We start from the raw sequence: 19,904 nt of genomic DNA, 5'->3' as shown, positions 1-19,904 counted from the left end.
AGGCAGCAACGACAAGGAACTGTGCTAGGTCGCCACCGCCGTCGGGGCCAAGGCACTGAAGCGGTCAACGGTCAGTTCTCAACCCCGTCCACAAGATGGCCGCGAAGCGCGACCACACCGGCCCGATGGAGCTGTACGAGGGCCAACCTCACCAACCCTGAGCGCTGTTCGCGCCCGAGCGGAGGGGGACGCACATCAGGCGGGTGTCGCCACGGGCGTCCCGGAAGAACGGCACGGTCTCGGCGCGCGGAGCGGGGCGGACACCTCCGCTCCGGGACCACCGGCCCCCGGGATCCGCATCCCGTAGGGTGCCGCCGTGACGACATATGTGGCGCTGCTGCGCGGAATCAATGTGGGCGGCCACAAGAAGGTTCCCATGGCGGCCCTGCGCGAATTGCTGACAGAGCTGGGACACGGCGACGTCCGTACGCTGCTGCAGAGCGGCAATGCCGTATTCACCAGCGCGGAGAAGAACCGGGCGAAGCTCGTGGCCGGGCTCGAGCAGGCACTCGCCGACCGCTTCGGCTTCGAGGTCCGGTGCATCGTGCTCGACACGGCGGAGCTACGGGCGGTGGCGGACCGGAACCCTTTCCCGCCCGGCTCCTTCGAGCCCTCAAAGCTCGTGGTCATCTTTCTGACCGGCCCGGTCGACCCTGGAAAGCTCAGCGGTCTCGACCCGGAGGCGTACCTCCCGGACGAGTTCCACCCCGGGGAACGGGAGATCTATGTGCACTGCCCGAACGGCCTCGGAACCAGCAAGCTCATGCCCGCCCTCGGCAAGGTCCGGCTCGGAGTGGAAGGCACGGCCCGCAACTGGAACACCGTCACCAAGCTCCTGGCGATGATGGAGAACTGACGGTACGTCAGTGACGTCCGGAGCGCCGCCGCCAGGAGAATCCGCCGGGCAGCCGCACCGTGGTGGTGTGTCGGCCGTGCCGGTGCCAGGTGATGTTCGCCTGCCGCGGCCCGAACGAAACCGACCAGCCGTGCGCGCCGATGTTGAGGTGGACAAGCTTCGGGATGATCGTGATTCGCTTGTGATAGTGGATCGGCATAGCAGCGTCCTTCGCTCGGGCGGCAGGTCACGGGTCTGCGGGTCGGCGGGTCTGCGGGTCTGCGGGTCTGCGGGTCGATGGGTCGATGGGTCTACGAGTCGATGGGTCGACGGGCTTCTTCCCATGATGTCGGATTGCCGACCATTCGCCGGCCGCCGAGACTGGCCGTATGAGTGTTGCCCGCGAGGTCGTGCTCGTGGGGGTGCCCATCGACTGCGTGGGCATACCCGAGCCGGGCGATCCGTCTTTCGGGACCGAGCTGGCCCCGGCGGCCCTGCGTGGCGCGGGGCTGGCGGACGCGATCGGAGCCGTGGATCTCGGCGATCTCGACGTACGTCTCGTCGGGAGCGCCAGAGACGCCGAGGTCGGGGTCCTGGGATGGCCGACGGTGCGTGCCATGACCGGCATCCTGCGGACGCGGATCGGCGCCGTCATGGACGACGGCCGGATGCCCGTGGTGCTCGGAGGCGACTGCACGATGCTGCCGGGAGCGCTGGCGGGCGCCCGCGACGCCCTCGGTGATGTCGGCCTGGCCTATCTGGACGGACACCTCGACCTCTATGACGGGCGGACCTCGACCACGGGCGAGCCGGCCGACATGCCGGTCGCCGTGCTGACCGGCGTCGGTCCGCCGGCGTGGTCCGAAGAGGTGGCTGCGCCCCTGGTCTCCGCCGACCGCCTCGCCCTGCTCGGTCCGCGGGACCGGGCGGAAGCAGCCGGGCTGGCATCAGCGCTGCCGGAGCAGGTGGGACTGCGGCGCGAACTCAGCCCCCCGGACCTTCGGGCCCGTGGGATGGCCGCAGCGGGGGAGGAGACACGGGCACGGCTGGCCGGGGCCGACAGTGCGGGCCGGGCGCAGGGGCGCTACTGGGTGCATCTCGATGTCGACGTCCTGGACGAGCTGGTCTTCCCCGCCACCGACTACCTGATGCCCGGCGGTCTCACGCTCGGCGAACTCCACGACCTGATGCGACCGCTCGTCACCGGCTGCGGGCTCGCCGGTCTCTCGCTCGGCTGCTACAACCCCGACAAGGACCCGGACGGATCGGGTGCCCGTTCCCTGGTCGGGCTGTTCCGAGAACTGCTGACCTGACCGACGAAGGACTTCGGGGCCCGGCTCACCTGCCGACGGCTCACATACCGACAGGAGATCAGGCGGAGAGCGCCGCCAGGCGCGGGACGCGGACCTCGTCGTAGCGCCCCAGAAGGACCCGCGCCAGCTCCGGCGCCGGGCCCAGGACATCGGCGAGCACGTCCGCGCCCGCCTCGCGGGCACCCGCCTCGATGCGGTCCGGCAGCCGCCCGGGTGCGATGACGTACGGAGCGACGGCCACGCGCTCCACGCCCTCCGCGCGCAGGGCACGCACCGCGTCCTCGGTGCTGGGCACATCGGTCAAGGGGCGTGATGCGGAGGCGAACGCAGGTCGCACGGCGCACCAACCAGCAGTGCGCCGCCACTCCCGCGCGTTTTCAGCGATCACTGCGATCGCCTCCGGGTCGGAGGAGCCCGCCGAGGCCAGCACGACCCCGGTCGACCGCCGGTCGCCGGGCCGCAACCCGGCCTCGTACAGCCGCCGTTCGAGGGTGGCCGTCAGCAGGGAGGACGGACCGAGCACGTCCGCCTGGTGAACGGCCAGCTGGGGCAGGCAGGCCGAGGCCTCGCGCAGTACGGACGGGATGTCCGACTTGGCGTGGAAGGCGCGATTGAGCAGGAGGGGGAGCCCCACCACGTCCCGTACTCCCTCGGCTGCCAGCCGCTCCAGCACACGCGGCACGCTCGGCGCGTTGAAGTCGAGGAAGCCGGTCTCCACACGCAGCCCGGGCCGCAGCGACCGTACGCGCTCGGTGAGCGCGGTGACGGTCGCCGCGTGCCGCGGGTCGCGGCTGCCGTGGGCGATGAGGAGGAGTACGGGATCGTGCACGGCGACTCAGCCCCTGGCGAGGAGACCGCGGCTGCGCAGCACACGGCGCTCGATCGGGGCGAAGATCAGCAGCTCGATGCCGATACCGACGATCAGAATCAGCAGGATCGCCGAGAGGACCCAGGACATGTCCTGGAGCTCGCGGCCCTGTTCGAGAAGCTGGCCGAGGCCGACACCCAGGTCGCCGGCGTTCACGATCAGCTCGGCCGCCATCAGCGAGCGCCAGGAGAAGGCCCAGCCCTGCTTGAGCCCGGCGATGTAACCGGGCAGGGCGGCCGGGAGCAGGACGTGCCGTACGGCGCTGACGCCCGTGGCGCCGATGACCCGCCCGGCGCGCAGATACAGCGGCGGGATCTGGTCGACGCCGGCCACCAGGCCGTTGGCGATCGACGGGACGGCGCCGAGGAGCACCACCGCGTAGATCGTGGCGTCGGTGAGTCCGAACCAGATGATCGCGGCGGGCACCCAGGCGACGGACGGCAGCGACTGCAGCCCGGACAGGATCGGGCCGATCGCCGCCCGTACCGGCTTCACCCGGGCGACGAGCAGCCCCAGCGGGGTGCCGATCGCGACGGAGACCACGAAGCCGAGGGCGCCGCGCGAGAGGCTGGTCCATACGTAGTCCAGGAGCGTCCCGTCCAGCCACTTGTCCTGGAGGGAACGGCCCACCTCCACCGGGCTCGGGAGCAGATAGTGCTCCTTGAGCTTGAAGTGGTAGGCGAGCTGCCACAGCACCAGCACGATGGCGACGGCGAGGATGGGCGGCAGGACCTTGGACACCAGGGTCCTGCCCAGCGGCGCGCGCTGCGTGGCCCGCGTCTCCAGGGCGTCGAGCCCGGCCTCGAGACCGGCGAGCTGGTCGGGTGCGGCGCCGGTGGGCTGCTTGGTATCAGTGCTGGCCATGTCGGCGAATCTCTCCCCGCAGCTGTTCGGTGATCTCTACGGACAGGTCGGCGACCCCGGAGTCCTCGATCCGGCGCGGCTGCGGGATGTCGACCTCCCACTCGCGGGCGATACGGCCGGGGCGGGAGGACAGCAGGACGACCCTCTCGGCGAGACGTACGGCCTCGCGGACGTTGTGGGTGACGAAGAGGACGGACAGGTTCGTCTCGCGCCAGATGCGGGTCAGCTCGTCGTGCAGGACATCACGCGTGATGGCGTCGAGCGCGGCGAACGGCTCGTCCATCAGCAGCAGCTGGCTGTCCTGGGCGAGCGCCCGGGCGAGCGCGACGCGCTGCCGCATACCGCCCGACAGCTCGTGCACCCGCTTGCCGTACGCACCCTTCAGCCGTACGAGCTCCAGCAGCCGCTCGGTCTCCTCGCGCCGTTCGGACTTGGGCAGACCCCGCATCCGCAGGGCGAGTTCGATGTTCTTGCCGGCGGTCAGCCACGGGAAGAGGGCGTGCTCCTGGAACATCAGGGCCGGCCGTCCGCCGGGTACCTCGATGGTTCCGGCAGACGGCTTGTCGAGTCCTGCGACCAGGTTGAGCAGGGTGGACTTTCCGCAGCCGGAGGCTCCCAGGAGCGTGACGAACTCGCCCGGTCCGACGTCGAGGGTGATGTCGTCGAGTACGAGCTGCTGGGCGCCCGGCCGGCCGAACGATTTCGAGACGTGTTCGAAGCGGGCGGCGTGGGACACCGCCGTGTCGTCCACGGCGGCCTTGGTGAGCGTGGTGGCCATGAGTGTCACCTCCTGGAAGTTCCGGTTGCTGGTTACTTGACGCCGAGACCGGCGTCGTCGACCTCGGGCTTGCCTTCGGCCTTCAGCACCTTGTTGAGCAGGGTGAGGTCGTAGATGCCCTTGAGGTCGGGCTTCTCCAGCAACCCCGCCTTGACCGCGTGGTCCGCCTCGCGGTCCAGGGTCGAGGCGAGCGGGTCATCGGTGATCTCGACGTGTCTGAACGCCGGGTCGAGCACCTCGGGCGGCAGCGGCTTCCCGGCGTCCTTCTCCAGGGCCGCGTTGATGGCCTTCTTGGCTTCCTCGGGGTTGTCCTTGATCCACGCGTTGGTCTTCACCGAGCCGCGCAGGACCGCTTCGACGACATCCGGGTGCTCCTTGAGGAACTTCTGGGACACGATCAGGTTCGTGATGACGAACTTGCCGTCCTTCCAGAGCGTCTTCTCGTCGAGGAGGACCTTCCCACCCTCCGCGACCAGCTTGGACGCGGTGGGCTCCGGGACCCAGGCGGCGTCGATGCTGCCGCTCTTGAAGGCGACCGGCGTCACCTTGTTCTCCGTACGGGCGACGGTCACATCGCCCTTGCCGGAGGTGGGGTCGACCTTCAGGCCCTTCTCCGCGAGGTAGTTGAGCAGCGCCACGTCCTGGGTGTTGCCCAGCTGCGGGGTGGCGATCGTCTTGCCCTTGAGGTCGTCCAGGCTCTTGATCTTCTTCGGGTTGACCACGAGGGAGACGCCGCCGGAGGCGGAGCCAGAGATGATCTTCAGGCTCTTGCCCTGGGACTTGGTGTAGCCGTTGATCGAGGGGGAGGGGCCGATCCAGCCGATGTCGATGGCGCCCGAGTTGAGGGCCTCGATCTCGGCCGGGCCCGCGTTGAAGACCGCACCCTCGGCCTGGGTACCGCCCAGCTCCTTCTGGATGAAGCCCTTGTTGCCGAGGCCGACCAGCGCCGAGGCATGGGTCGTGTTCGCGAAGTAGCCGATCTTCACCTTGTCCAGGCCGCCGAGCTTCTTGCCCTTCGCGACGGGAGCTGCGTCGTCCTTCTTGGCCTGGGAGCCGTAGCCGCAGGCGCCCAGGCCGGCTATCAGCAGCGGGAGGGTCACAGCGGCGGCGAGCAGCCGGCGGCCGGCTGGTCGAACGGGGATGGGGCGATCGGCAGACACGGGAGGTGTTCCTCTCGGAAGGCCGGTGCGTACGGTCAGGTGACGCCCGGCGGTTCATGGGGTCTTCGGGTGCGGTGCGTGGCTGAGCGGTGCTGGGTGACCAGCGGCATCAGCGCACACATCGGCCGACTCCGCCCTGACCGCTTCCGAGGGCGCCGCTGCCGACGCGGCCGCCCTCCTTCGCGAAGGTCGAAAAGGCGTCAACCATCAAAAGTCCCACCCCTCGTCGTCCTGAACCGTCCCGGCGTCGTCGGAGGCGGCGAAGGAGGCACCCGCCATGCCGGCTGTCAGGGTCGTACCGTCCGCCGGGTCGATCAGCAGGAAGGACCCGGTACGCCGGGAGTCGGCGTACGCGTCGAGCGCCAGCGGCTCCGCGGTACGCACCACCACCCGGCCGATGTCATTGGCCACCAGCTCACCAGGCGCCGGGTGCTGTGAGAGATCGTCCAGGGTCAGCCGGGAGGGGATGTCCTTGACGATCGCCTTCACCGTGCGGGTGGTGTGCTTCAGCAGCACCCGCTCGCCGATCTTCAGCGGCCGGTCGTGCAGATGGCAGACGGTGGCCTCGATGTCCTGGGTCGTCGCGGGGGCGCCGGCCGTCGGGACGATGATGTCGCCGCGCGATATGTCGAGATCGTCGGCCAGGCGCACGGTCACGGACTGCGGCACCCAGGCCACGTCCACCTGCTCACCCAGGGCGTCGATGCCCTCGATCGTGCTCGTACGGCCGGACGGCAGGACGGTCACGGCGTCGCCGACGCGCAGCACACCCGAGGCGACCTGGCCCGCGTAGCCGCGGTAGTCGGGGAGCTCGGCGGACTGCGGGCGGATGACGTACTGGACCGGGAAACGGGCCGGGTCCGCCGACGGGTCGGTGACGACGGGCACCGTCTCCAGGTGCTCGAGCACCGTCGGGCCGCCGTACCAGTCCATGTTCGCCGACACGGTCACCACGTTGTCCCCGGCGAGCGCGGAGATCGGGATCGCGGTGATCTCCGGTACGCCCAGCGAGGCGGCGTAGGCGGTGAACTCCTCGGCGATCCGGGCGAAGACGGGCTCCGCGTAGTCGACCAGGTCCATCTTGTTGACCGCGAGGACCACATGCGGGACGCGGAGGAGCGCTGCCACGGCCGCGTGCCTGCGAGTCTGCTCGACGACACCGTTACGGGCGTCGACCAGGACCACGGCCAGCTCGGCGGTGGACGCGCCGGTGACCATGTTCCGGGTGTACTGCACATGCCCGGGGGTGTCGGCGAGGACGAACCGCCGCCGCGGGGTGGCGAAGTAGCGGTACGCGACATCGATGGTGATGCCCTGCTCCCGCTCCGCGCGCAGCCCGTCGGTGAGCAGCGCGAGGTCCGGCGTCTCCTGGCCGCGGCTGCGCGAGGCGTGCTCCACGGCCTCCAGCTGGTCGGCGAGGACCGACTTGGAGTCGTGCAGCAGCCGGCCCACCAGGGTGGACTTGCCGTCGTCGACGGAACCGGCGGTCGCGAAGCGCAGCAGCGAGGTGGCCGAGGTCTGCTCGGCGATGCCGCTGGGACCGGTGCTGATGCTGGACATTTTTAGAAGTACCCCTCGCGCTTACGGTCCTCCATGGCGGCCTCGGACAGCTTGTCGTCCGCTCGTGTCGCGCCCCGCTCGGTCAGCCGGGAAGCGGCGATCTCGGTGATCACCTGCTCGATGCTCACCGCGTCGGAGTCGACGGCGCCGGTGCAGGACATGTCGCCGACGGTGCGGTAGCGCACCATCCGGGTCTCGACCCGCTCGCCCTCCTTCGGGCCGCCCCACTCGCCGGGCGCCAGCCACATGCCGCTGCGGGCGAAGACCTCGCGCTCGTGGGCGAAGTAGATCTGCGGGAGCTCGATCTTCTCGCGGGCGATGTACTGCCAGACGTCCAGCTCGGTCCAGTTGGACAGCGGGAAGACACGGACGTGCTCACCGGGGGAGTGCCGGCCGTTGTAGAGCTGCCACAGCTCGGGGCGCTGACGCCGCGGGTCCCAGCCGCCGAACTCGTCGCGCACGGAGAAGACGCGCTCCTTGGCGCGGGCCTTCTCCTCGTCCCGGCGGCCGCCGCCGAACACCGCGTCGAAGCGGTTGCTCTCGATGGCGTCCAGCAGCGGCACGGTCTGCAGCGGGTTGCGCGTCCCGTCGGGGCGCTCGCGCAGCTTGCCGTTGTCGATGAACTCCTGGACGGAGGCGACGTGGAGGCGCAGCCCGTGCCGTTCGGCCGTACGGTCCCGGTAGTCGAGGACCTCGGGGAAGTTGTGCCCGGTGTCCACATGCAGCAGCGAGAAGGGGACCGGCGCCGGGGCAAAGGCCTTCAGCGCCAGGTGCAGCATGACGATGGAGTCCTTGCCGCCGGAGAAAAGGATCACCGGCCGCTCGAACTCGCCTGCCACCTCGCGGAAGATGTGCACCGCCTCGGACTCCAGCGCGTCCAGGTGCGACAGGGCGTACGGGTTGTCGGTGCCTTCGGTCAGTGCGGTCGCGGTCGTCACGACAGTCCTCTCTCGGTCAGCAGCGCGTGCAGTGCCGCCGCCGACTCCTCGACGGCTTGCTCGTGCGCCTCGATCCGAAGATCCGGGTCGGCCGGCGCCTCGTACGGGTCGTCGACCCCGGTCAGTCCGGAGATCTCGCCCGCTGCCTGCTTGGCGTAGAGCCCTTTCACATCGCGCACGGAGCACACGTCCACCGGGGTGGCCACATGTACTTCCAGATATGCCGTGCCTGCGGCCTGGTGGCGGCTCCGCACGGCCTCGCGGCTCTCGGCGTACGGCGCGATGACCGGGACGAGAGCCTTCACCCCGTTCGAGGCCAGCAGCTCGGCGACGAAGCCGATCCGCTGCACATTGGTATGGCGGTCCTCGCGGGTGAAGCCGAGCCCGGCGGAGAGGAACTCGCGGATCTCATCGCCGTCGAGCACCTCCACCCGGTGCCCGTCGCCGCGCAGCCGCTCCGCCAGCGCGTAGGCGATCGTCGTCTTGCCGGCGCTCGGCAGACCGGTGAGCCAGATGGTGGCGCCCGACTGCAGCGCACTCACCTCGGCGCGTGGCCGCGCACCGTGGTCCGTCAGGCTCATCTCCCGCTCCCTGGATATCTCGTCGATGGTCATCAGCCGTGCAGTCCGCACTCGGATTTGCTGCGTCCCGCCCAGCGGCCCGCCCGGGCGTCCTCACCGGCCTGTACGCGGCGGGTGCACGGCGCGCATCCGACGGAGGCGTAGCCGTCCATCAGCAGCGGGTTGGTGAGCACGCCGTGTTCGGCGATGTAGGCGTCCACGTCGTTCTGGGTCCAGCGGGCGATCGGGGAGACCTTGACCTTCTGCCGCTTGTCGTCCCAGCCGACGACCGGGGTGTTCGCCCGGGTCGGGGACTCGTCGCGGCGCAGGCCGGTCGCCCACGCGTCGTACTCCGTCAGGCCCTCTTCGAGCGGCTTGACCTTGCGCAGGGCGCAGCACAGGTCCGGGTCGCGGTCGTGCAGCTTCGGCCCGTACTCGGCGTCCTGCTCGGCGACGCTCTGGCGCGGGGTGAGGGTGATGACGTTGACGTCCATCACGGCCTCGACCGCGTCGCGGGTGCCGATGGTCTCCGGGAAGTGGTAGCCGGTGTCGAGGAACACCACGTCCACACCCGGGTTGGCGCGGGAGGCGAGGTGGGCCACGACGGCATCCTCCATGGAGGAGGTGACGCAGAAGCGGCTGCCGAAGGTGCCGGTGGCCCAGGTCAGGATGTCGAGCGCGGAAGCGTCCTCCAGCTCGCGGCCCGCCTCCTCGGCGAGCGTCCGGAGCTGGGCCGGGGTGCGCTGCTGTGCCGTGGTCATTCCGTGGTGCCCCCTTCGTTTCGGTCGCGCTGCAGGCCCTTGGCCAGCAGCCCGAGGAACGAGAGTCGGAACGCGCGGTTGCAGGACCCGCATTCCCAGGCTGCTCCCTTACCTGCGGCGGTTCCCTCCTCGGAGGGGCGCAGGTCCTCGTCCCCGCAGTACGGGCAGTAGAACGGTGCGGCTCGCTCACTCATGAGAGCGCCTCCTCACTCGCCCGGGCCGCCCACTGCGCAAACCGCTCGTCGTCCTCGCGCTCCGCCTGGAAACGCTTCAGTACGCGCTCCACGTAGTCGGGCAGCTCGGCGGAAGTGACCTTCAGACCGCGGACCTTGCGGCCGAAGCCCGGTTCGAGGCCGAGCGCACCGCCCAGGTGCACCTGGAAGCCCTCGACCTGGTTGCCGTCGGTGTCCATGACGAGCTGGCCCTTGAGGCCGATGTCCGCGACCTGGATACGGGCGCAGGCGTTCGGGCAGCCGTTGAGGTTGATGGTGATGGGCTGGTCGAAGTCGGGGATACGGCGCTCGAGTTCGTCGATCAGCGCCGACCCGCGCTCCTTGGTCTCGACGATGGCGAGCTTGCAGAACTCGATGCCGGTGCAGGCCATCGTGCCGCGCCGGAAGGGCGAGGGATTGACCCGCAGGTCCATTGCCTCGAGCGACTCGACCAGCGACTCGACCTGCGACTCCTCGACATCGAGCACGATCATCTTCTGCTCGACGGTGGTACGGACCCGGCCCGAACCGTGCGCCTCGGCCACTGCGGCGATCTTGGTCAGGTCGGTGCCGACGATCCGGCCGACGCGCGGGGCGAAGCCGACGTAGAACCGGCCGTCCTGCTGGCGGTGGACGCCGATGTGGTCGCGCCACTGCTCCAGCGGGTCGTTGGGCGCGGGGCCGTCGACCAGTTTGCGCTGCAGGTACTCGTCCTCCAGCACCTGGCGGAACTTTTCCGGGCCCCAGTCGGCGACCAGGAACTTCAGCCGGGCGCGGGTGCGCAGCCGCCGGTAGCCGTAGTCGCGGAAGATGCCGACGACTCCGGCCCAGACGTCGGGTACCTCGTCCAGCGGGACCCAGCCGCCCAGCCGTACGCCGATCTTGGGGTTGGTGGACAGCCCGCCGCCGACCCACAGGTCGAAGCCGGGGCCGTGCTCGGGGTGCTCGACGCCGACGAACGCGATGTCGTTGATCTCGTGCGCCACATCCAGCAGCGGCGAACCCGAGATGGCCGTCTTGAACTTGCGCGGCAGGTTCGAGAATTCCTTGCTGCCGATGTAGCGGCTGTGGATCGCGTCGATGGCCGGGGTGCCGTCGATGATCTCGTCCTCGGCGATACCGGCGACCGGCGACCCGAGGATGACGCGCGGAGTGTCGCCGCAGGCCTCGGTCGTCGACAGGCCGACGCCTTCCAGCCGCCGCCAGATCTCGGGCACGTCCTCGATCCGGATCCAGTGCAGCTGGATGTTCTGCCGGTCGGTGACATCCGCCGTGCCGCGGGCGAACTCCTCGGAGATCTCGCCGATGATCCGCAGCTGCTCGGTGGTCAGCCGTCCGCCGTCGATGCGGACACGGAGCATGAAGTACTTGTCGTCCAGCTCCTCCGGCTCCAGGATCGCGGTCTTGCCGCCGTCGATGCCGGGCTTGCGCTGGGTGTAGAGGCCCCACCAACGCATCCGCCCCCGCAGATCGTTGGGGTCGATCGAGTCGAATCCGGCCTTTGAGTAGATCGTCTCAATGCGTGTCCGCACATTGAGACCGTCGTCATCCTTCTTGAACTGCTCATTGCCGTTGAGCGGAGTGAAGTGACCCACGGCCCACTGGCCCTCGCCGCGGTGGCGGCCGGCCTTGCGGCGGGTCGTGGCAGCGGTTGCTCGTTCCGGGGTGGCGGCCATGGGGTTACGTCCTTCTAGGGCGGCTCAAGTTGGGTCCTCCTCCCCGAAGGGGGGCGAGGAGGAAGGGTTCGGTATGCCGGGGCGCGCTCCTGCCTGCGGATACGCAGCTGTGCTCACACCGCGGGGAGGGTGCGTGCGGCAGCGCGGATCAGGGGCGCTCGCCAGTCCGCAACGGTGGGGACGGCGTGGGATACGACGGTGCTGTGACTGTCAGCCCGCCGGACAGATGGCGCTGGACATGCGGCCGAGGTCGACGTGCCGCCGACTCACCAAGGCAATTCCAGCTCGAGACATGACGAAAGCGTGTCACGGCGGTCTCCGGAGAGTCCACCGCTATCCAGAATGTGGACGAGTCTGTCTTGCTTGACGAGACGCTGTGTCGCGGGTCACGTTGCCGGTCAGGCCTCCGGTCGCGCCTCCGGACGGACAGGCGCCGGGTCAGTACGCGCCGGGCCACGGACCCGGGGGAGAGGTCTCCGGCTCCTCCTCGGTCCTGGTCCCGAAGACCCGGAAGCCACGCCGCCGGTAGTTGTCCAGCGCGTACGGCCCGTCCTTGCTGCAGGTGTGCACCCACAGCCGCTCGGTCGGGGCGAGTCCCTGCCATCGCCCGGCCAGGTCCCAGGCGCGCGCCGCGCCCACGCTCAGCAGGTGCCCGCCGATGCGCCGTCCACGGAAGGCGGGAATCAGTCCGAAATAGCTGATTTCGACCACGCCCCCCTTCTGTGCGTCCAGCTCGATGTATCCGGCCGGGGTCCCGTGGTCGTAGGCGACCCAGGTCTCGACGCCGGGGCGCTCCAGGAACTCCCGCCACCGGGCGTACGGCCAGCCCAGCCGGTCGGTCCACCGGACGTCGCCGCCCACGGCGGTATAGAGAAATCGGCTGAATTCCGGTGAAACCACCTCGGAGCGGATGATCCGTACACCGCTGCCGTCCTCCGGCGGGCCGGCCGGTACGAGGTCGGCGGGCGCGGTCTGCTCCAGGGACCAGGTGGTCACGGTGATGCTCATGTCCGACAGCCAATCATGGGTGCCGGACGCTCCTCGAGGTGCCCGCCCCCGGATGCCATGACCCTCCCGGCATGTCCGTCGGGCCCGCGTGGGCTGTGCGGCCGGTGTCACCGGGCCGGGACGAGCTTGGCGAACACGACGACGTTCCCGTTGTAGCCCGTCTTCTTGGAGAAGCCGCCACCGCACGTTATGACCCTGAGCTCCGGATGCCCCTGGTCGGCGTACACCCGCTCCGCGGGGAAGGCCCGCTTCTCGAACACCTCGATGCCGTAGATCTCGAACACCGCGGTACGGCCGTCCTGCCGGACCACCTCGATGCTGTGGCCCTTCTTCAGGGCACCCAGGTTGTAGAAGACGACCGGGCCCGCCGCGTTGTCGACATGTCCGACGAGCACCGAGGTCCCCTTCTCCCCCGGGGTGACCGCCTCCTTGAACCAGCCCGCGAGATTCTTCTGCGCCGCCGGCGGTGAGTCGATCCAGCCCTCCCGGTCGAGCCCGACCGCCGTCAGCGGGGCGTCCACCCTGATTGCGGGGATCTTCACGCGGGTCGGGGCGGAGGCGGGCAGCGGGTCGGGCGGGGGCGCGGGCGCGGAGGGCGAGGGGGCGGGCGCAGCCCGGCTGTCCATGGCGGACTCGGCGGTCGGCTGCGGGGGCCCTTCCGCCGCGCCGGCCCCGTTCCGTATCAGAGCGGCGCCGATGAGGAGTACGAGGGCTATCAGCCCCCAGGGAGAGCTTCTTCTCCGCACCGGTCTGTAGGCGCCGCGGCTCCGGCCGTACCTCGCACGCATCTCTCTCCCCTCCAGGCGCGGTGGTGGACACGCCAGGGTCACCTAACGGCACGTTAGGACCGCGAGTCCGGGGCTGCGACAGGACACGGGCGAACGGGTGGCGGGGCATGGACATCGCCTCGGGCATCGCCTCGGGCCCACGTCGGACATCGCGCCGGACCGGTCTCGGCCCGGCGGAGGGCCGCCCGTTCGGACCGCCGCCGCATGCGCTTCCGGGCCTTCCGGGCGACGGTCGACGTGGGCGCGATCACTGAACGTCCGGGGCACCGTCCCGCAGCGCGCCCGCGCCGGAGGAAGCCCATGCCTGTCACCCGCGCCGTCGCGGCCGTCGCGCTGGCCGCCGCCGCTCTCGCCCTGCCGGCCCCGTCGGCCGTCGCGGACCCGGGCCGCGCGGGCCCCAGCAACATCGTCGTGCGGCCCGGGACGGTCGAGCAGGGCGGCAGCCTGACGGTCACGGTCGACGGCACCGCCTGCCGCGGCACCGGCAGGGCCTACGACGCCATCGTCGAGTCCAACGCGTTCCCCCGCACACAGCTGCGGGGCGTACCGAACGAAGGCTCCTCGGTCGCGCGGCCCGAGGTCTTCGCGGCCGTACGCCCCGGCACGCACACGGTCTCCGCCACCTGCGGCGGCAGGACCGTCACCGGCGGCCACTTCGAGGTCGTCGCGCGCCCCGGCACCAACAAGGACTCGCACCCCGGCACCAAGGCCGTCCCGCGCCGCGACACCGAGCCCGCGCCGCGGCACAGCGCGGTCGCCGGGCCGAGCCATGCCGCCAAGGCCGGTCTCGACGGGAGCACCGATCGTGTGACCCCGGTCGCGGTGACCGTCGGCGTCGCCCTGGTCACGGCGTTCGCCGGAGCCGTCAGTTACTTCCTGATCCGCCGCCGCGCGCGCCAGGACTCCGCCTGACGGGTCAGCCGGTACCGGGTGAGCGGCCCGCGACCACCGCCGGGGCGGTCGAGTGCGGAAGCAGCCCGGTCTGATCCGCCGGCGTCAGCAGCTCGACCCCCACCCCGTCGGCGAAGCGGTACGGGCGGTGGTCCAGAACCCCCGCCAGGGTCCGCCGGATCCGCGACAGCTCGGCCCGCACCGTCACCGTCCTGGCGGAGTCGCCGAACAGGTCCAGCGCCAGTTGCGCCGCCGTACGCCCTTCCCGGTGCCGGGCGAGGACGTACAGCAACTCCGCATGCCGCGGCGTCAGATCCTGCGTCCAGCTGCCCGTCCCACCCATCACGGAGAGCGTCCAGTGCCGGGGCATCCGCAGATCCAGTACGACCCGGCTCGGCTCCGCACACGCCTCCCCGCCGTCCGGCCGGGGCTCAGCGGCGCGCACCAGCCAGCCGTCCGGCAGCGGCTCCACCGTGCACAGTCCGAACGACGGGATCCGGACCTGCCCCGCGCTCAGGGACCTGGGCAAGACCAGGCGGTTCATCGGGGGCATGCCGGTGACGGCCGCTGTCCAGCCGTTGCGGTCGACGGCGACCGCTCGTCCGCCGATCCGGCACAGCATCGGCGCGGCCACCGCGCGCAGCCGCTCGATCGCCGCCAGATGCCGCTCGCGCAGCTCGCTCTCGGCGAGCCGGGCGACAGCGCTGACCAGGGCCAGCGTCGCCGGGTGCAGGGAGGCGGCGGGACCGCTGACATCGACCACGCCCAGCAGGCGGCCGTCCCGCGGATCGTGCAGCGGCGCCGCGGCGCAGGTCCACGAGTGATGCCTGCGGACGAAGTGCTCGGCGGAGTGCACCTGGACCGGCCGGCGAGCCACCAGCGCGGTGCCCACCGCATTCGTGCCGACCGCTTCCTCCGCCCAGCTGGCGCCCAGCTCGAAGCCCAGCCCGTCCGCCTGCTTCTGGACGGCCTGGCTGCCGTCGCGCCACAGCATCCGGCCTTCGGCGTCGGTGACCACCATGATGTGCCGGGCCCCGCCGGCGGCCGTGACGATGCCCTGCCGCAGGGTGGGCAGGACCGAGGAGATCGGCGAGGACCGGCGCCGCGCCTCGATCTCGTCCAGTGCGAGCAGACCCGGGTGGGAGCCCCGGTCGGGATCCACGCCGTATTGCAGCGTCCGGTCCCAGGACTCGCCGATCACCGGGCGGGGAGTGACGGGCGGGCGCCGCCCTGACAGTGCCGCCGCCCGTACGCCACTGAGCACACGGGATGCCTGACGTGCGTCCATGGCCGACAGCCGGGCCATGTCCATCGGTTCGTCGTTCACGGGTTCGGTCTCCGAAAAGGACAGGACTGGTCGGTACCAGCATTCCCATGGTGCCGTTGGAGAGCGGAGCGGACAGGTACTTGGCGTTATTGCTGCAACCCTCGCAACGTTTGTGCACAACCGATCGGCAGGACAAGAGTGTCCTGTACGCCGCTCGATGCGCACGGCTGTGCCGCAGCGGTGGCGTTCCTGGACGGGGGTGGTGCCGTGTCGGCGCAGCACCACTCCCGGCTCCGGGCCGCCGCTCCCGCACCCCTCAGACCGGCACCCGCGCACGGTCCACGATCGATGCCAGGTCCAGGGTGTGCGGCAGCGTGCCGAACGCCCCGCCCCAGTCACGTCCCAGCCGCGAGGCACAGAACGCGTCGGCGACCTCCGGCGGTGCGAACCGCAGCAGCAGCGACCCCTGCAGAGCGAGCGCCATCCGCTCGACGAGCCTGCGGCCCCGGGCCTCGATCCCGTCCAGATCGGCGAGTTCGGTGAGCATGTCCCTGATCGCGGCGTCCAGCCGGTGGTCGGCGCCCCGAGCCAGGCCGACCTCGGTCAGGAAGGCGTTCAGGGCGGCGGGTTCGCGCTGGAGGGCACGGAGCACATCGAGTGCCTGGACGTTCCCCGAGCCCTCCCAGATCGAGTTGAGCGGGGACTCGCGCAGCAGCCGGGGCATTCCCGACTCCTCGACATAGCCGTTGCCGCCCAGACACTCGAGGGCCTCGGCCGCCAACGGCGGACAGCGCTTGGTCACCCAGTACTTGGCAACCGGCACTGCCAGCCGCAGCAGCTGCTTCTCGCTCTCGTCATCCGCGTCGTACGCCGCGGCCAGCCGCAGCGCGAGCGTCGTCGCCGCCTCCGACTCCAGCGCCAGATCCGCCAGTACGTTGCGCATCAGCGGCTTGTCGATCAGCGGGCCGCCGAAGGCGCTGCGGTACGCCGCATGGTGCACCGCCTGCGCGACCGCCTGCCGCATCTGCCCCGCCGCCCCGGTGACGCAGTCCAGCCGGGTGGCCGCGACCATCCCGATGATGGTGGGGACGCCGCGGCCCTCCTCGCCGACGCGGCGCGCCCAGGTCGTCCCGTCGAACTCCACCTCGGCGGACGCGTTCGAGCGGTTGCCGAGCTTGTTCTTCAGGCGCTGGATACGGAAGGTGTTGCGGCCGCCGTCGGGCAGGAGGCGGGGGAGCAGGAAGCAGGTCAGGCCGCCCGGGGCCTGCGCCAGTACGAGAAACGCGTCCGACATGGGAGCCGAGCAGAACCACTTGTGGCCGGTCAGGACGTACTCGCCCGCGGCGGCCAGCGGCTCCGCCCGTGTCGTATTGGAACGTACATCCGAACCGCCCTGTTTCTCCGTCATGCCCATTCCGAACAGCGCCCCCGGCTTCACGTCCGGCGGCCACAGATCCGGCTCATACACCCGGGAGGCGAGCCGGGGCTCCCACTCGGCTGCGAGCCCGGGGTCGGCCCGCAGCGCCGGGACCGCCGCGTGTGTCATCGACAGCGGGCAGCTGTGTCCCGCGTCGGTCTGCGTCCACACCAGGAAGGCGGCCGTACGCCGGAGGTGGCCGTCCGGCCGCGACCAGGCGTCGGTCAGCCCCGCCGCGATCGCGTGGCCCAGCAGGCGGTGATAGGCGAAGTGGTACTCCACCTCGTCGATACGGTGGCCGTAGCGATCGTGGGTGTGCAGCACCGGCGGATGGTCATTGGCCAGCGCTCCCCACCGCTGGGCCTGGGCGGAGCCCGCCGAGCGCCCGAGCTCACCCAGCTCCGTACGGATCTCGTCCAGCCGGTCGGCTCCGGCATGGCGCGCCACACCCTCGGCGAGGGCGGCGTCCGCGGCGAAAGCGTCGTACCCGGTCAGGGGTGGAGCTTGGTTGGTCACGGTGTGTGTCGAGGCTCCCATGCCGGATACGTTATGGAAGTGCAAGCAGCAGAGTCATCCCCCAACCGGTCCATGGGCCGGTTGCGCAGGGCCCGCGCCCTCTATCCGCATCTGTCCAAGCGCAAGGTGGCCTGGCTGCTGCTGAAGGACACGGTCAACTCCTGCATGGAGTACCGGATCCTCGGCCTCGCCGCCGAGGCGGCCTTCTTCACGCTGCTGTCGCTGCCGCCGCTGCTGCTCGGCCTGATCGGGCTGATCGGCTATCTCGATGCCGGCACCGAGACCATCGACAGCATCCGGCAGAACATCCTCACCGCGTCCGGGACCGTGCTCTCCGACCGGGGCGTCAAGGAGATCGCCAGCCCGCTCCTGGAGGACGTCACGCGCGGCGGCCGGCCGGATGTCATCTCGCTGGGCTTCGCCTTCGCCCTGTGGTCCGGGTCGCGGGCGGTGACGGTCTTCATCGAAACGATCACCGTGATGTACGGGCTGGACGGTGTGCGGGGCATCGTCAGGACCCGGCTGCTCGCCTTCCTGCTCTATGTCGTCGCGCTGCTCATCGGGGCGGTGGTGCTGCCGCTGATGGTGGCCGGGCCGGACGCGGTCATGGACTTCCTGCCGTGGAGCGAGGGTGTGGTGCGGGCCCTGTACTGGCCGGTCGTCCTCATCCTCTCGGTGATCTTCCTCACCACGCTCTACCACGTGTCCGTACCGGTGCGTTCCCCGTGGCAGGAGGACATCCCGGGCGCGCTGGTGGCGCTCGCGATCTGGGTGCTCGGCAGCTTCCTGCTGCGCATCTATCTGATCAATACGGTCGAGGGGCCGACCATCTACGGCTCGCTGGCCGCGCCCGTCGCCGTCCTGCTGTGGATCGGTGTCTCCGCCTTCGCCGTGCTGGTCGGGGCGGCGGTCAACGCGGCGATCGACCGGGTGTGGCCGTCGGTGGCGACGGCCGCGGCGCGGCAGGCGAACGAGCGGGTCCGGGAGGAGGCCGCGGCGGCGCTGGTCGCCCGGGCGGCGGCCCAGCGCGCGGCCCGCGACCGTGGCCGCGCGGAGGACCCGGACGAGGACTGGGACGAGGCCGAGGACGGCCCCGACGCGGAGCCGCCGTCCGAATTCCCGGAGCGCTGGGCGCAGTTCCTGCCGCATGAGGACATCCGCTCCCGCCTGCACGGCAAGCGGGAGCGGGAGCGGGAGGAGCGCGCGGAGGACACGGAGCATGCGGAGGACGCGGGCGACGGCGCGGAGGGGGACGGCCGGCCCCGCAACGGCACCGAGCCGAGCCGGGGTGCGCGGGGCTGAGGCGGCCCCTGCGCCACGGCGAGGATCTACCGCCCGTACCAGTCGAGGCAGACGATCAAGGCATCGTCGTCGAGGGGGGTGTCCCCGCGGTAGCCGGCGTGTTCACGCAGGACGGCTCGCGGCACCTGGGGCGGGGGGAGCAGGCGGGTCGCGTTCAGGGAGCGGGCGAGGGCGCGTTCCCCGTAACGCTCACCGGCGCGGGAGACCGTGTCGTAGACGCCGTCGCTCCCGATGAGCAGCCGGTCCCCCGGCTGGACCCGGAGGTGCTCGGTGACGTACTGGGTGTCCTCGAACATCCCCAGGGGCAGCTGCGCGTCGAAGGACAGGGGTTCGGCACTGCCGCCGCGCATCCGCCACATCCGCGGGGAACCAGCATCGACGATCTCGACGTCACCGGTTGCGAGGGTGAAGCGGAGCAGCAGCACCGACACGTACGCGGCGCCCTGATACTGCGCGTAGACCGCCTGGTCGGCGAGGACGGCTTGATCGGCCGGCCCGAGGCCGGCCCGCCGTGCGTTGCGCAGGGCATTGATGGCGAGATTGGTGAGCAGAGCGGCATTGATGCCGTCGCCCATGCCATTGGTGACGGTCAGCGTCAGATGTTCGGCCGAGGCCGACCAGTCGTAGTTGTCTCCGAAGATCGCGTACGCGGGTTCCAGGTGGGCTCCCAGTGCGTATTCGGTACGGGACAGGGAGTGGCCGGGCAGAAGCTGCCATTGCAGCTCGGCGGCGAGTGTAAGGCGTGCCGCCCGGCGGGCCAGCAGGTAGAGGTCGGTGTCCCGTTCGGCGACAACGATTTCATGCCCCAAAGCTTCACAAAGGGGTTGGATTTCCTGCGGGAGGCCGGTGAAATACTCGTGTTCAGGCAGGCTGACGGTCAGCACGCCCATCCGGTCGCCCCGGATCGTGATGGGGAGGTGCACCCTGCCACCGCGTTCGGTGAGATCCGTTTCGACGTATGGCTCCTGCGCACCGAAGGCACGGCCCTGGGGGCTGTCGTGGATGGGTACGGGTTCTGTGGTGCCGGGGAGAGATCCCACGGTTTGCAGAGTGGTCACGCTGTAGTCGGCCATGCGCAACTCGACACGGGTGGCGGCGTACGCTTCCTGCAGGGCTGCTGTGACGACGTCCAGGAGGGTGTGGGGTGCGGCGGTACGCAACGCACGCTCTACGGCGGCAAACCTGTCCAC

21 protein-coding genes are annotated in these 19,904 nt (G+C 70.6%); 4 read left to right on the top strand and 17 right to left on the bottom strand.

The window, feature by feature from the left end:
• Nucleotides 1-316 precede the first annotated feature (316 nt).
• Nucleotides 317-856, top strand: coding sequence for a DUF1697 domain-containing protein (locus ABZW18_RS10070; protein ID WP_356184718.1), 540 nt, complete (start codon nucleotides 317-319; stop codon nucleotides 854-856).
• Between the two features lie 7 nt (nucleotides 857-863).
• Here ABZW18_RS10070 and ABZW18_RS10065 read toward each other — a convergent pair whose 3' ends face one another.
• A complete protein-coding gene (locus ABZW18_RS10065) occupies nucleotides 864-1,055 on the bottom strand; it encodes a DUF4236 domain-containing protein (RefSeq protein ID WP_356184715.1) in 192 nt (63 codons plus the stop codon).
• Nucleotides 1,056-1,224: 169 nt separating this feature from the next.
• Here ABZW18_RS10065 and ABZW18_RS10060 point away from each other — a divergent pair, with 169 nt between their 5' ends.
• The gene (locus ABZW18_RS10060; RefSeq protein ID WP_356184712.1) at nucleotides 1,225-2,148 is read left to right on the top strand and encodes an arginase family protein; all 924 of its coding nucleotides are present in this window, start codon (nucleotides 1,225-1,227) and stop codon (nucleotides 2,146-2,148) included.
• Nucleotides 2,149-2,206: 58 nt separating this feature from the next.
• On the opposite strand, the gene ABZW18_RS10055 is transcribed toward ABZW18_RS10060, so the two are convergent.
• The 13 genes from ABZW18_RS10055 to ABZW18_RS09995 all read right to left on the bottom strand — a co-directional run bounded on the left by ABZW18_RS10055 (nucleotide 2,207) and on the right by ABZW18_RS09995 (nucleotide 13,321).
• On the bottom strand, nucleotides 2,207-2,977 hold the full coding sequence (locus ABZW18_RS10055; protein ID WP_356184710.1) for a sirohydrochlorin chelatase: 771 nt from the start codon (nucleotides 2,975-2,977) through the stop codon (nucleotides 2,207-2,209).
• 6 nt (nucleotides 2,978-2,983) lie between these two features.
• Nucleotides 2,984-3,880 carry an ABC transporter permease gene (locus ABZW18_RS10050; RefSeq protein WP_356184707.1) on the bottom strand — a complete coding sequence of 299 codons (897 nt, stop codon included), beginning with the start codon at nucleotides 3,878-3,880 and terminating at the stop codon, nucleotides 2,984-2,986.
• Nucleotides 3,867-4,658 (bottom strand): ABC transporter ATP-binding protein, encoded by a 792-nt coding sequence (locus tag ABZW18_RS10045; protein WP_356184704.1) that lies wholly within the window; start codon nucleotides 4,656-4,658, stop codon nucleotides 3,867-3,869. Before ABZW18_RS10045 ends, ABZW18_RS10050 begins: the two co-directional genes overlap by 14 nt.
• A 32-nt stretch (nucleotides 4,659-4,690) precedes the next feature.
• Nucleotides 4,691-5,800 (bottom strand): aliphatic sulfonate ABC transporter substrate-binding protein, encoded by a 1,110-nt coding sequence (locus tag ABZW18_RS10040; RefSeq protein WP_356184735.1) that lies wholly within the window; start codon nucleotides 5,798-5,800, stop codon nucleotides 4,691-4,693.
• A 225-nt stretch (nucleotides 5,801-6,025) separates the two neighbouring features.
• A complete protein-coding gene (locus tag ABZW18_RS10035) occupies nucleotides 6,026-7,378 on the bottom strand; it encodes a GTP-binding protein (protein ID WP_356184701.1) in 1,353 nt (450 codons plus the stop codon).
• 2 nt (nucleotides 7,379-7,380) lie between these two features.
• Entirely contained in the window at nucleotides 7,381-8,316 is a 936-nt protein-coding gene (gene cysD / locus ABZW18_RS10030; protein ID WP_356184698.1) for a sulfate adenylyltransferase subunit CysD, read from the bottom strand.
• Entirely contained in the window at nucleotides 8,313-8,897 is a 585-nt protein-coding gene (gene cysC / locus ABZW18_RS10025) for an adenylyl-sulfate kinase (RefSeq protein WP_356184695.1), read from the bottom strand. Before cysC ends, cysD begins: the two co-directional genes overlap by 4 nt.
• Before the next feature lie 32 nt (nucleotides 8,898-8,929).
• A complete protein-coding gene (locus ABZW18_RS10020) occupies nucleotides 8,930-9,637 on the bottom strand; it encodes a phosphoadenylyl-sulfate reductase (RefSeq protein ID WP_356184692.1) in 708 nt (235 codons plus the stop codon).
• Entirely contained in the window at nucleotides 9,634-9,831 is a 198-nt protein-coding gene (locus ABZW18_RS10015; protein WP_356184689.1) for a hypothetical protein, read from the bottom strand. The genes ABZW18_RS10020 and ABZW18_RS10015 overlap by 4 nt, the downstream gene beginning before the upstream one ends.
• Nucleotides 9,828-11,525 carry a nitrite/sulfite reductase gene (locus ABZW18_RS10010; protein WP_356184686.1) on the bottom strand — a complete coding sequence of 566 codons (1,698 nt, stop codon included), beginning with the start codon at nucleotides 11,523-11,525 and terminating at the stop codon, nucleotides 9,828-9,830. The genes ABZW18_RS10015 and ABZW18_RS10010 overlap by 4 nt, the downstream gene beginning before the upstream one ends.
• Before the next feature lie 210 nt (nucleotides 11,526-11,735).
• Nucleotides 11,736-11,819: a putative leader peptide gene (locus tag ABZW18_RS10005; RefSeq protein WP_309471194.1), complete on the bottom strand. Its 84-nt coding sequence runs from the start codon at nucleotides 11,817-11,819 to the stop codon at nucleotides 11,736-11,738.
• 144 nt (nucleotides 11,820-11,963) lie between these two features.
• Nucleotides 11,964-12,533 (bottom strand): GNAT family N-acetyltransferase, encoded by a 570-nt coding sequence (locus tag ABZW18_RS10000; protein WP_356184683.1) that lies wholly within the window; start codon nucleotides 12,531-12,533, stop codon nucleotides 11,964-11,966.
• Between the two features lie 107 nt (nucleotides 12,534-12,640).
• A complete protein-coding gene (locus ABZW18_RS09995) occupies nucleotides 12,641-13,321 on the bottom strand; it encodes a class F sortase (protein WP_356184680.1) in 681 nt (226 codons plus the stop codon).
• A 300-nt stretch (nucleotides 13,322-13,621) separates the two neighbouring features.
• On the opposite strand from ABZW18_RS09995, the gene ABZW18_RS09990 reads away from it, so the two are divergent.
• Entirely contained in the window at nucleotides 13,622-14,233 is a 612-nt protein-coding gene (locus tag ABZW18_RS09990; RefSeq protein ID WP_356184678.1) for a hypothetical protein, read from the top strand.
• Nucleotides 14,234-14,237: 4 nt separating this feature from the next.
• Here ABZW18_RS09990 and ABZW18_RS09985 read toward each other — a convergent pair whose 3' ends face one another.
• Nucleotides 14,238-15,539: a GAF domain-containing protein gene (locus ABZW18_RS09985; protein WP_356184675.1), complete on the bottom strand. Its 1,302-nt coding sequence runs from the start codon at nucleotides 15,537-15,539 to the stop codon at nucleotides 14,238-14,240.
• A 256-nt stretch (nucleotides 15,540-15,795) separates the two neighbouring features.
• Complete coding sequence (locus ABZW18_RS09980; RefSeq protein WP_356184673.1) at nucleotides 15,796-17,433, bottom strand: acyl-CoA dehydrogenase family protein; 1,638 nt, start codon at nucleotides 17,431-17,433, stop codon at nucleotides 15,796-15,798.
• An 18-nt stretch (nucleotides 17,434-17,451) separates the two neighbouring features.
• On the opposite strand from ABZW18_RS09980, the gene ABZW18_RS09975 reads away from it, so the two are divergent.
• Nucleotides 17,452-18,714: a YihY/virulence factor BrkB family protein gene (locus ABZW18_RS09975; protein ID WP_356184671.1), complete on the top strand. Its 1,263-nt coding sequence runs from the start codon at nucleotides 17,452-17,454 to the stop codon at nucleotides 18,712-18,714.
• A 26-nt stretch (nucleotides 18,715-18,740) separates the two neighbouring features.
• On the opposite strand, the gene ABZW18_RS09970 is transcribed toward ABZW18_RS09975, so the two are convergent.
• Complete coding sequence (locus tag ABZW18_RS09970; RefSeq protein ID WP_356184668.1) at nucleotides 18,741-19,904, bottom strand: PP2C family protein-serine/threonine phosphatase; 1,164 nt, start codon at nucleotides 19,902-19,904, stop codon at nucleotides 18,741-18,743.

Origin of the sequence: Streptomyces sp. NPDC004647, assembly GCF_040609575.1 — a bacterium.
Lineage (GTDB): Bacteria > Actinomycetota > Actinomycetes > Streptomycetales > Streptomycetaceae > Streptomyces.
This window is presented reverse-complemented; position numbering and strand designations above follow the sequence as displayed.